This is a genomic window from Pseudarthrobacter sp. R1 (genome assembly GCF_024494415.1).
Lineage (GTDB): Bacteria > Actinomycetota > Actinomycetes > Actinomycetales > Micrococcaceae > Arthrobacter.
Map to the genome: position 1 here is coordinate 114,510 of NZ_JAMKFI010000009.1, position 12,402 is coordinate 126,911.

The following is a 12,402-nucleotide window of genomic DNA, read 5'->3' on the forward strand; positions in this document are numbered from 1 at the left end:
AAACAGGACAAGCCCGCGCACGGCCTGCTCAGGCCATGGGGGCGCAGCTCCGGTACGTATCGCGGACCGGGAAGCTGCCCCCGGCGATTGCACAGTTCAAGGTTCGACCGACGGTGGAAGGCATTCCCGCCAGGTGCTCTGTGGGACTCTGCCGAGCCAGGAGTTCGCGTGGCAGCTGGTTGAGTTCAGCGCCTCCAGTACCAGGGTGTTCCGGCTGTGGACCCTGGAGTCTTTTTCTTTGGATCGTAGGGCGGAGCACGGAGGTTCTCGTTTCAAGCGCGCCGCCGGGGCGCGGGGGCACGGGGGCATACTCGCCACATTGGCTCACTCTTCGACCGTCACCATCCGTCCAAGGCATTTACTTGGTGGCGCGGGCCGCTCGAGCGCAATGGTTGGGCGAGCGGAGCCACCCGATGAGCCCAATTCTGTGATCCAGTAAGGCCCCGCATTCCGACGTTTCGCGGCTGCCTGTTCTCCCTAGGTAGCGTGCCTAGACCCTTGCCAAAAAAAGATTCCGTGAATCCGCTGTCCGGGAGCTTCCTGCAAGCAGCTCCCGGGCAGCGATTCTCGGTAGCAGGGTCAGAGAGCCGCAGGTGAGAGTATTAAGCTCGGAAGTGGTGCCGTGAAGTGGTGTCGACCGGATCCGATCAGAGAGGTCGCTGTGTCATCGCCTAGGACCCACTGCGCTGTCTTTTGAAGATGATCGACCTTAGAGGGGTCGGAACTGGAGATTACAACGGTGGCTGTAGTGTTGGTGGGAATCTGGATAGTGTAATGGACCAGAGCGCCCCTTATGTTCCACTCGCTCACGATCTCGCCGTGTGGTGAGACGTGGGTGCCTTTTGCCCACGTTAGGCCCGGCCCTGGTGTGGGTGAAATAGCAAATTCGCGCATGCCACCTGCACCCTCGACGGTATTGATGCCGGCCACGCCCCGGAACAGCCACTCAACGGCACTGCCGAGCACCACGAGGCTGAAGGCGTTCATTACCGGTGTCGGAATGCTCCCGTCCTCGGCAACCGTGTTCCAACGTTCCCAGATTGATGTTGCTCCGCGGCTGACACTGTACAACCAGGATGGATAGCGGCGGTCCAGCATCAGTCTGTAGGCAGTCTCGGTGAGACCTGCTTGCTGTAGCGCGGGGAGAATGAATCCCACGCCGGCGAATCCCACCCGCACGTGGTTGTCCTCGCGGATTACGCTATTCTGAAACCTCTTGGCGACAGCCATTCGGCGTTGGGGCGGCACGAGCCCCATCCGGAACGCCATAGCGTAAACCGTTTGAGTGTCCCCTTCGATCAGGCCGTCTTCGCTGATGAACTCGGTTGCAAAGGCGTTGGCGATCTTCTCAGCCAAAGCGCCATAGCGCTTGCCCTCATCCCCACGGCCGGTGACTGATGCCATTTCCGACATCAGGCGCGCGCACCAGTACCAGTATGCAGTGGCAAGGACCGGCGGGGGAGTGAAGTCTTTATCGCCGGGCACCAGCCAGTCATTAAAGTTCTTATTCAGGCGGTTCCGGCGAACATGGTCTGGATTGGCTCCGTGGATTGAGTCCATCCACGCACTCATCGCCGCCCACATCTTCTCGATAACCCTCAGATCTCCGTAGAACCGATACATGGTCCACGGCAAAATGATCCCTCCATCGCCCCATCCTGGGGCCGCCTCCGAAGGGTACGGCGTGGGCGCAGCGTCGGTGAACAACCCGCCGATTCCTTCAGCTGCATCGAGGATGTCATCAGTCCATTTACTGTAGAACGCGGCCTGGTCGCGTAGATACATTGCAGTTGCTGAGGCGATCTGAACGTCACCGAGATAGGCCATTCGCTCATCACGGGCCGGTTCGCACGTAGGGATGCTCATGCTGTTAGACCTAAGGCTGCGGTCGGCATTCTCGACCAAGGTAGTGAGGTCCGGCTCAGAGCACTCGAAATAACCCATGCGGCTGTTATCTGTGTGGAACTGCAAGGCAACGACATCGGCATCTGCCACGTCGCCATCGAGGCCGATAATTTCGACAAACTGGAAGCCGTGCTGAGTGAACAACGGCCGGTACCGCTGACGGCCGCCCCGCAGAATGACGACATCGGTCGAAGACGCGGTGTGGAGGTTCTCAACATATGCTGAGTCTCCGGCCAACCATTCACCGTGCTTCAGGCTCACCGTCGAACCAGCCTCGCCATTGAGCGTTAGCTCCGTCACTCCCGAAATGTACTCTCCAAAGTCGAGGACCCAGTTCCCGGCTTCATTTTTCCAAGAACGCTTCGGTACGAGCTTTCTGGTCACTCGGATAGGCGGAGACGGTTCCGCGACCAGCGGGACGGAGCGTTGCTCCGCGACGACCATCGCGGGGTACCAGGAGGAATCATCGAAGTCCGTCCTGTCCCAGCCAGGCAACTCGTTAGCCGAGACGTACCTTTCGCCCTGGTAGATGTCGGACCAAGCTCGGGGTCCACGGGAGCATTTCCAGAGATCATCAGTGCAGACCCGCTGCACGCGCCCATCGGCATGCTCGATGCGCAACTCCACCAGCAACTCGGGTGTGCTGCCGTAGTGACCGCCCGGACGCTTCTGGTCATATCCCAGCATTCCTGCGTACCAGCCCTCACCGAGCAACGCTCCAAGAACGTTGCTGCCGGCTTTGAGATGTTCGGTGACATCGAATGCCTGGTACTGATGCCGACGATCGTAATCGGTCCAACCCGGCGCCAGCTCGTGATCGCCGACCCGCTGTCCATTAATCGATAGTTGATAGACGCCGCGCGCCGTTGCATACACCGTGGCGCGGGAATATTGGCCACTAATTTCGAATGGGCGCCGCAGATGCATCGTAGGCGCCATCAGCATCCAATTTTGCCTGCTATACGTAGGTCCACCCTGAGGAACGACCCGTGTTTGCAGCTTGGTATGAATCCACTGGGCCGACCAGTTTTCGTTGGCGAGGAAACCTGCTCGCCACACTGACTCCTTGCTCCACTGAGATACGACGCCGTCCTTGTCCCAAGAACGCACCCGCCATCGCAAGTCCTGCAAAGGCCGCGGAGCAGGGCCACCATACGGTATTTCGGTGGTCTCGCCAGAGGAGACCCGGCCTGTATTCCAGAGCATTTCGTCCCAGCTCTGCGAGGCGTCAATCACAGCGATTTCGTACGCCGTTTGTCGCTGCTCCGGTTCACTGGACTCCACCCGCCAACTGAACCTTGGCGCAAGTTCGTCTAGAACTATGGGCCCCTTCAAGTGTTCGCATCGAAGATCAAGCACTGTGAGCATAGTATTTCCAATCCGCTAAATGGGACCCGCCGAGGGGTCCGCGCGCACGCATTTTAGAACCGGATTTACCGGACCTACGCGCAGAAACGACGCGCCGCCAGCCCGTCGCTGGTCATTGTCATATGAATTGTATTTCAAATGAAAGTAAGCATCTAGCCTACAACCTTGTCGTCACTGGGGCAGCAGGGCTGGTTCGCCCGCTTCCGTTTCAGGAGTCGGGACCGGGAAATGATGCTGGATAAAGGAAATAACCTGCTCTCGCAACTCGTCATCCTCTGGGGTTGCCCCGCCGAAACCGCCATGCGGTCTCGCTTCAAAGACGTGCAGCTCTGCGGCTGCACCAGCTGCGAGAAGCCGGCGGTGCATGCGTACTGAGTTGGAAAGAAAGAGATCTCTCGTTCCCGTGTGGATAAGCGTTGAGGGAAACCCGGCAAGGTTGCCAAATAGCGGCGACAGGTATGGCTCTGACAGATCGTTGCCGTTCGCGTACAGAAGGTTAATGGATTGAGTGCTCTGCAGCGTAGTGTCCGCGTATTTGTTGACCTGGAAAGAGTCTCCGGATTCAGTCAAGTCCACTTCTGGAGTCCCAAGGACGAGAGCGCGGGGCATGGGCAGCCCCTCATCCTTGGCTCGAAGGAGCAGGGCAGCCGCGAGGTTCCCGCCTGCCGATGTGCCCGAAACCAGAATGTTTTCCGCTCCCCGCGCTTCAACGAGCTCCCGGTACACCGTCAGGGCGTCATCCAGTGCGGCCGGGTACGGGTGAATGGGGGGCATTCTGTAGTCGACGCTCCACGTCTCCATCCCATAGGAGAGGGCCGTAAAGGCGCCGAGGCGACGGCAAACTTCTCCGCCCATGAACATCAGGGCCCCGGGATGCAGGTCCAAGCAGACCGCGTCGCCTGTGCTACGGCCTGTGGGCAGGGACACGAAGACCTGCACTCCTTGAATGTCCCGGCGGTCCTCAGGCAGTGGGCTCTCAGGGAAACGAGCGAGGAAACTCTCATCCAATGCAGCAACGAGTTGCTGCCAAGAGTCGCTGTCCATGGTCTCAAGGGGTTCGGAGGTTGCTGCTGGTGCCGCAAGGAAGGCCCTGGCCTGCTCGCTGACGCTCAAAGGTGGTACGTAGTTGGGCTGGATTTGGCTCGTCATTGGGCTTCAGTCCTTACTTAATTGAGTACACATCATCATGACGTGGTGAAAATAGATCGACTTCAGTCGGGGGTTGATGTTCCGAGGGCGCGCTTGAGGATCTTGATGACCTCATTTTGCGTACTGTCAAAGCGCTGAGCTGGCAACGAGACAGTAATGCATGCTACGACGGTGTCGCCGCGCCAGATTGGTGCGCTTACGCACTTCACACCGATCTCGAATTCTTCTCTGTCAAAGGACAGGCCCCGCTCGCGAATGTCCTCGAATTCGCGGAATAGGTCCGACTTCTTGGTGATGGTATGAGGAGTTCGCCTCCTCAACCGCAACCGGTCTACGATCGACCGCTGTTCCTCGCTCTGCATGAAGGCCATGAGCAGTTTGCCGCTAGCGCGGGCATGGATATCTTCGGCGTAACCCTCACTAAGCCCGACGACGCGGACCGAGTGGGCGCCATCTACCCTGTCAAGCACCCGAACGCTGTTATTGCTCCAGACCCCCAGGTACGCCGTTTCCCCTGTCTCCCCTGCGACAGCGTGGAGAATGTCGCGATACTCACGTGGGACCGTGTCAAGCCGCATATAGGCCTCCGCAAGAGTTGCGGCGCGGGGGCCGAGGCGGTAAACGCGCGAGGCTTCCTTGGATAGCAAGCCGTCGGCCCACAGCGTCGTCAGTAGATGGTAGGTCGTTGCGAGAGACAGCCCGAAGCGGTCGGCAAGTTCTCGGGCCGTCAGACCCTCTGTGCTTTCCGCCACTTCAATCAAAAGGGACATGGCGCGACTCACTGATTGAATGCGCGTCTGGCTGCGCGGTTCATCCTCGCCGAAATCCGTCATAAGATAATAGTAGCGGTTCACCATATGAAAATATATGCCAGCCATAACTGCACGCCAGGAACACGTGTAGAAGAGTATGAGGGCCGGTACACCCCGCTCAGACTGCGCCGGCTGTCTCGGCAGGATTACCCCTCCAGCCAGCACCTTCGGGCAATGGGGAGTGCGTAGAACTTCACATGATGAAATACGAAGCAATATTCTGCTTGCAGCAAGTTTGACCCGTCGTGACAATGCCGTTCGAGAGGATCCTCACCCGTGAAAAAGACCGAAACCGACAACTTGCCTCATCGCCAATTCCACAGCCCTCCTGTTGGTCCGGGAGCGTAGCTGTGAGCTCGCGTGCCGGAGCAGTGGAAATGAGGGAGGGCCTCCGAACTGTCGCGTCCGGATTTCATTTCTTGGAGGCCCCGCGATGGCATCAGGGATCTCTCTACGCCTCTGATATGCACGGCCAGAAGGTTCTTCGATTTAGCCATGGCGGCGGTTTCGATGTGGTCTGCGACGTGCCTGCCCGTCCTTCTGGATTGGCCTGGACCGGGCAGGGAGACCTCCTCATCTCATCCATGGCTGATCAGCTCATTCTGCGGCTTCGGGCAGGCACGCTTGAGCCGTTCGCGGACTTAACGGAAGCTGTCCCTGGCGATCTCAATGACATGATCTCTGACCGTCGGGGCGGGCTGTATATAGGGAACTTCGGCTTCCGGGCCGGCGAAGCCATGAAACCGACCGTTCTTGTCCACGTGAACGGCAGCGGAGAAACCAGGTGCGTGGCAGAAGGCCTTGGTTTCCCCAACGGCATGGCTATTACTCCGGACGGTCGCAATCTCTTGGTTGCAGAGACGTTTTCATTCCGAATAAGCGCTTTTGAAATTCGGCCTGATGGTTCCCTTTCCACCCGACGTGATTGGGCCGCCTTCAGCCCAGCACCGGTCGAACTTGATCCAGCCGCCGCTATGAAGGGCGACGTGCCGCTCCCGGACGGTATATGTCTGGACGCCGAAGGTGCGCTGTGGATTGCGGATGCTGGAGGCGACGGCGTGATCAGGGTCGCTCCCGGTGGCAAGATTCTCGATCGCATCCTCACCCCAGGGTTATCCGTGTTTGCCGTGGAACTTGGCGGCAGGGCCCGGAAGACGCTCTACATGTGTGCGGCACCGAAGATGGGGACGGTTGACTTCGAGACCGAGCGAGCGGGACGTCTTCTTGCCTGTGAGATATCAGTTCCCGGTGTATGACGCCGTTCAGCAATGGAACCGGGCAGTTTGCTGCCCGCCGAAAGAGGGAAGGCCTTGTGCTTGTTACTGGCTGGACTGCAACGAAGCGGAGGATTTCCGCGCCTCAGCAAAGCGCGCGCACTCATTTCTGGGGTCGAAGAAAGCGACGGATCGATCGTACTCGCCCATTCATAACTAAATTGGTTGGGTAGCTCCGGTCGCTCCACCAGTGGGTTGGAGCCGTCGGGTCCCCTTTTTATCCGCAACTCATTGTGCAGTCTGCAGGAAAGGTAGTCTTGAACGGTGACATGAAGCGCCGCTACGCCTTGTTCGCATTGTTTGCCGTACCCGGCTTGAGCATATCCTCATGGGTGACACGGACTCCCGCCATACGCGACCTCATTGGAGCGTCTACGGCTGAAATGGGACTTGTGCTCTTCGGCCTGTCGGTCGGATCGATGATGGGCGTACTGGCATCAGGGCCCCTGGTTGCGAGGCTGGGCACGAAGCCGGTGGTTGTGGGTGGAATGTTGGGCATCGTGGTCAGCAGCCCCACAATCGGGCTAGGAGCAGAAACGTCTTCTGCATTGATCGTCGGCGTGGGCCTATTTCTCTTTGGCCTGGGCATGGGTGTCAGCGAAATTGCGATGAATGTGGAGGGAGCGGATGTCGAAGATGTCCTAAAAATCCCTACGCTTCCACCAATGCATGGCTTCTTCAGCCTAGGAACGCTTGTTGGGGCAACCGCCGGCATGGTCCTGACGGTGGTGAATCTCCCCGTCGCAGTTCATCTCTTGTCTGTCGGAATTCTCAGTGGAGCGATTTTCGCGATATCTATTCGGCGGTTGCCTTCAGGGATCGGGCGTCGCCAGGGACCTCGGACGGGAAAGAAGACTTCCGAGGAAGCTGCCTGGAAGGATCCAAAGCTCTTATTGATAGGATTTATTGTCCTGGCAATGGCTTTCTCCGAAGGGACTGCGAACGACTGGCTTCCATTGCTAATGGTTGATGGGCATGGCTTTGCTCCAGGCTCCGGAGCAGCTGTCTATATGATATTTGCCGGCGCGATGACCGCGGGTAGATTCTTGGGTACACCGGTGCTGGCTAGGTGGGGAGCCAGGTCCAGCATCTGCGGAAGTGCTGTTCTCGGAAGTGCAGGTCTTACATTGGTTATTGTCCCGGACAGTCAAGTATTTGCTGTCACTGGCGTCATTCTGTGGGGACTCGGCGCCGCCTTGGGGTTTCCGGTTGCAATTTCGGCAGCAGGCAGTTCCGGTGCTAACCCAACTGCTCGGGTAGCCTTGGTTTCCACTGTTGGCTACCTCGCATTCCTGGTTGGGCCGCCAGTACTGGGAACTTTGGGGGAGCACTACGGCCTCCGGCTCGCCATGCTTGCAGTCCTGACGTTACTCGTAGTTACTGCCCTAGCTTCTTCTGCCTTGAAAATGCGGGAGCCAACTGTCGTCCCGAAGCGTGAGCACGCACGCTAAAGGGATTGCCCCTAAACTTTCATCGGTTTAGTCGCATCTAACTGAACTTGGTAAGTTCAAGCCCAGATAAGCAGGAAGCTCAACTTCCAAGAACGCCGTCTTCAACGACTCCGCGATATTCCCGTCGCCGGGCCGGTGGACGTGTTCTGGTCCAAGTACCGCTGGTGCTGCGAGGAAGTCGGTGCGACCGGCGGTCGTTCTTTGAATCTACCCCGCCAGGTGCCGCGTCGTGCCCGCTTCATGGCCAGGCTGAGGGACCAGCTCGTGGACGACGTCATCCGCTCGGGCCGGGCCGTGTCGGAGACCGCCGCCGGGTTCGCCATGCCCTGGTGGATGGTCCGCGCCGCCGTCACCGAAGCGTACCTGCTGAAGCTGTCCGACGTGGACCAACTCAGCCCGCGGATGCTGGGCATTGACGAGCGCCGGTTCCGGTCCGTGCGCTACTTCCAGGACCCGTCAACAAAGGCGTGGACCCGGTTCGAACCATGGATGACAATCATCGTCGACTTGGACACCGGACAAGTCCTCAGCGTCGTCGACGGCCGCGACCACATGGGCGTCGGAGACTGGCTGTTCGCCCGGCCGCTGGAATGGCTCCTGGCTGTGCAGGTCGTCGCGATTGACCCCTCCGCGGCATTCAGAAAAGCCTTGCGAATGTGGCTTCCCCGCACCGCGGTCGCCGTCGATCACTTCCACCTGATCTCCCTGGCCAACCAGGCATGACAGAGACCAGGCACAACCTCTCCCAACAGGTCAAGGGCCGCCGCGGTAGGGCCATCGACAAGGCCTGGGCGCACCCGATGCTCCTGCCGCGCGGCGGCGACACCCTCAGCTGCCGGGCCGCCCTCCGACTCGAGGAAGTGTTCGCCCTGGAGGATCCGACCGGCACCCTCCAGGTCGTCTGGAAAGTCAAGGAACAACTCCGAGCCCTGCTCCGCACCCGCTCCCTTGACGACGCTGCGGCGGCAACGAAGGTACTCGAGGAGCTGGTCACAGCAGCCGCACGGGCCGGAAACCAACAGTTTCTACCGCACTGTCTGCAGATGGTGGAAAGAGATGGAGGTGCTGATCATCACCGGCGCCACGACAGGCAAGGGCGAGGCCAACAACACCGCGATCAAGAACATCAAACGCACTGCGCGAGGCTACCGCAACCCGGCCAATTACAAATCGGTATTCTCTTGAGAAGTGCCGTCCGGACGGCGGCCTGTCGCTCACTCCAGGGATCCGCTTCCCCATGAACCGTGAAGAGCCCCGTAACTCGCCTATCGCACCTATTACAAGCTTTCTTGAATGACCATTAGAACCCCGGATTTGTCATCCAAGCGGCGGACTATCCGATTGGGCCCATTCACCTCGATCAAGTGTTCACCTTGGCGGGGCAGTTCGCGAGCGAGTGCGGCGCCGAATGATCCTGTGCTCTCCACTCCGACGGGTGGATGCCCAGCAGTAGCCGATCCTTGCAGGGCCCCGCCGGTGGTTCACGCGCACGGCGATAGCGGCCGCATCCGGTAACTAAATGAGGCTGGGCTCAGCCCCGGGTGTACGACTCCGCTTGCCTTAACGCGCTGTTTCGTTAGCACCTGAATGGGATAGCACTTGTCGTCGTGCCTCATCGATTGTGGCGAGAATCGAGAGTGTCTCCGTGTGGTTGTGAAGAGGAGACTCGCGACGGCCTTCCCCTACAAACTTCGCAAGCGCTGTAGCCTCCCAGGACAGTCCGTCGTACATTGACAGTCCTGTAGGATCCTTCCATTCGATCCGCTCTCCGCCGTAGACGAGCGGGCCGGAGAGGGTGAACGAAGCCGGTGTGAAGAAGGGCTGGCCTATGTCGATCCGCGCGTCTTCCCCGGCGATTGTCGCTCGAATTGGCGTGCTAGTGAGCATACTTGCTGTGAGTGATGCTTGTGCCCCGTTTGGGTGGTTGAGAATCATGGTCGCGTGGGAGTCGACTCCTGTCGAGGTGACACCGCCTCTCGCGACGATCTCCTCCGGCTCGCCGAGCATCTCTGAGCTAAGTGCGATCGGGTAGATTCCAATGTCCCCAATTGCGCCGCCCCCCAATTCACGCTTCCACAGCCGGCTTGTGCCATCCCGGGATATGGCCTGTCCGTGATCCGCGATCACGAGTTCAAGGTCGCCCAGGACGCCGTCCCGAACCAACCGGCGGATGACGTCACTCTGAGGAAGATAACGTGTCCACATCGCTTCCATCAGAAAAACGCCGGCATCGCGTGCCGCGTCAGTGAGGGCTCGGCCTTCTGCCTCGGTCATCGCAAGTGGCTTTTCTATCAGAACGTGTTTTCCTGCAGTGATAGCCAACAGCCCGAGACGAAGATGCTCCGATTGAGGCGCTGCCACGTAAACGACATCGATGTCTTTACGGGTGACGAGGTCTTCATACGAACCGACTGCGCAAGGCAGGCCTAGCTGAGATGCAAATGCCTCGGCCCGTTCCAGGGACCTGGATCCGACGGCTACGAAGCACTGGTTGGTGAAGCGCATGGTCGCTGTCACAAAGGCGGAGGCTATGTGGCCAGAGCCGATTACGCCCCATCGAAGGGATGGAGCGGACTCCCGAGTGAAGATGTTCGGCAAGGGGAGAGACTTTGGCAGCGACAATTGAAGACAACTTTCATTCAGGTCCGTTTGCTGGGCGTCTTGGCAATGAGGTGGAGGAGCCACTTATTTGACTGGGTCTGGGGACAACCCTGTGTCAAGACCAGGCTCAGGGTTGCCGGCGGGGCCGGTTCATCCGGCCAAAGAGATAGGCCGAAGTGACGGCCGCAAGTGGATCGATCGGAGGCAAGTTGGAATTCTCATCTCGACTCCGTTGTCGCTTGGTAGGGAGGGTAGTTCTTTCAAATTATTAAAGCTGTACTAATACTATGCGTTAAGCGAACATAACATGCGCTTCTCATCGGAGCAATACATTCATATAGTAATAGTGCTACGAGTCATATGAAATAGTTTGATTATGAATCCTAGCCACTCGCAAAGCGTGACCGCGCCGTCTGGACACTCAGCCATACGAGACCGGCGGGGAAGCACCCTGGTAATCAACCTCCTTCTCGTGTCCACATTCGTGGTGTTCCTCAACGAGACCATTCTTGGCGTCGCAATGCCCCACCTGATGGCGGACTTGGCCGTCGCTGCTGTGGCTGCGCAATGGCTGACAACCGCATTCCTGCTCACCATGGCAATTGTCATCCCCGTAACGGGCTTTCTGCTTCAGCGGCTGCACACACGGCAGGTCTTCCTGTCGGCCATGACACTTTTTTGTCTCGGCACGCTAATCGGCAGCCTGGCGCAGAGCTTTGAAGTACTGCTCATAGCCCGAATCGTCCAAGCTGCCGGCACAGCCGTGATGATGCCGCTCCTGATGACCACGGTACTGAACCTGGTTCCCATCGAGAAGCGGGGTCGCACAATGGGATACATCGCGATCGTGATGTCCGTTTCGCCCGCTATCGGACCCACGATCTCGGGCCTAGTCCTGTCGATCCTGCCGTGGCGGTTCCTCTTCATTGTCGTCCTGCCGGTCGCCTTCAGCGCGCTGGCGTTGGGTGCGGCCAAGCTCCCGAACGTCACTACTCCCAAACGAATCCGCATCGACGTCACCTCAGTACTACTATCGGCTGTGGCCTTCGGCGGGCTGGTCTTTGGACTAAGTGGACTCGGTGGGCATTCCTCTTCTGGCACCCCGGCGTTGGCGTCTATTGCCGCAGGTATCGTCTTTCTTGGCATCTTCATTGCCCGCCAGGTGGTGCTGCAAGGATCGGACGAGGCCCTGCTTGACCTCCGGGCTTTCCGTTCAGGCACCTTCGCTATAGCCGTCGCCATGATCGCCATGATCATGATGGTTTTGTTCGGCACCCTGATCCTGCTCCCGATCTTCATGCAAACCGTACTGGGCCTTAGTACGCTCTCCAGCGGGCTACTGCTCCTGCCGGGAGGTCTGGCGATGGGCCTGTTGGGATCGGTGTCCGGGCGACTCTTTGACCGGTTTGGCCCAAGGCCCTTATTAGTCCCGGGAACAGTCATCCTCGGCGGGGCACTGTGGGCATTGTCGTCGGTCAGCGAAGTCACCTCGTGGCGGTTATTGCTCGCCATGCACATTGCTTTCAGCATCGGGCTGGCGGTGATACTCACACCGCTCTTCAGCGCAGGTTTGGGGTCCCTTTCACGCTCACAGTATTCGCACGGCAGTGCCGTACTCGGCACCATTCAGCAAATTGCCGGCGCCGCTGGAACTGCATTATTCATCGCAGTCATGACTGGAGTAACGGACGCCCAGACATCCGCTAGCGCTGGGGCGACGGCGGCTGGCGCACGTGCAGCCTTTGCATGCGGGGCCATTATCGTTTTGCCCGCAATAGTGGGAGCCTTCTTCGTACGAAAACCCAAGTAACACGAGGCCTGATGGCGTCCACCACAAAAACG

General features: G+C 59.0%; 9 protein-coding genes. 5 read left to right on the forward strand and 4 right to left on the reverse strand.

The features are described 5' to 3' along the window. Positions 1-579: 579 nt before the first annotated feature. From M8J71_RS17785 to M8J71_RS17795, 3 genes are all read right to left on the reverse strand, one after another. Positions 580-3,273 (reverse strand): family 78 glycoside hydrolase catalytic domain, encoded by a 2,694-nt coding sequence (locus tag M8J71_RS17785; RefSeq protein WP_441338915.1) that lies wholly within the window; start codon positions 3,271-3,273, stop codon positions 580-582. A 171-nt stretch (positions 3,274-3,444) separates the two neighbouring features. Beyond that, a complete protein-coding gene (locus tag M8J71_RS17790; protein ID WP_256249132.1) occupies positions 3,445-4,422 on the reverse strand; it encodes an alpha/beta hydrolase fold domain-containing protein in 978 nt (325 codons plus the stop codon). 62 nt (positions 4,423-4,484) lie between these two features. Beyond that, positions 4,485-5,255, reverse strand: a complete 771-nt coding sequence (locus tag M8J71_RS17795) for an IclR family transcriptional regulator (protein ID WP_256249133.1) — start codon at positions 5,253-5,255, stop codon at positions 4,485-4,487. A gap of 356 nt (positions 5,256-5,611) precedes the next feature. Between M8J71_RS17795 and M8J71_RS17800 the strand changes: the two genes are divergently transcribed. The 4 genes from M8J71_RS17800 (at position 5,612) to M8J71_RS17815 (ending at position 9,144) form a co-directional block, all read left to right on the forward strand. Beyond that, complete coding sequence (locus tag M8J71_RS17800) at positions 5,612-6,490, forward strand: SMP-30/gluconolactonase/LRE family protein (RefSeq protein WP_256249606.1); 879 nt, start codon at positions 5,612-5,614, stop codon at positions 6,488-6,490. Positions 6,491-6,765: 275 nt separating this feature from the next. After that, entirely contained in the window at positions 6,766-7,959 is a 1,194-nt protein-coding gene (locus M8J71_RS17805) for an MFS transporter (protein ID WP_256249134.1), read from the forward strand. A gap of 240 nt (positions 7,960-8,199) precedes the next feature. After that, complete coding sequence (locus M8J71_RS17810; RefSeq protein WP_256249135.1) at positions 8,200-8,682, forward strand: transposase; 483 nt, start codon at positions 8,200-8,202, stop codon at positions 8,680-8,682. A 225-nt stretch (positions 8,683-8,907) separates the two neighbouring features. Further along, positions 8,908-9,144 (forward strand): transposase, encoded by a 237-nt coding sequence (locus tag M8J71_RS17815; protein ID WP_256249136.1) that lies wholly within the window; start codon positions 8,908-8,910, stop codon positions 9,142-9,144. A 375-nt stretch (positions 9,145-9,519) separates the two neighbouring features. Here M8J71_RS17815 and M8J71_RS17820 read toward each other — a convergent pair whose 3' ends face one another. Continuing rightward, entirely contained in the window at positions 9,520-10,581 is a 1,062-nt protein-coding gene (locus M8J71_RS17820; protein WP_308292962.1) for a Gfo/Idh/MocA family protein, read from the reverse strand. Between the two features lie 451 nt (positions 10,582-11,032). Between M8J71_RS17820 and M8J71_RS17825 the strand changes: the two genes are divergently transcribed. Then, positions 11,033-12,370, forward strand: a complete 1,338-nt coding sequence (locus M8J71_RS17825; RefSeq protein WP_256249138.1) for a DHA2 family efflux MFS transporter permease subunit — start codon at positions 11,033-11,035, stop codon at positions 12,368-12,370. Positions 12,371-12,402: the final 32 nt, after the last annotated feature.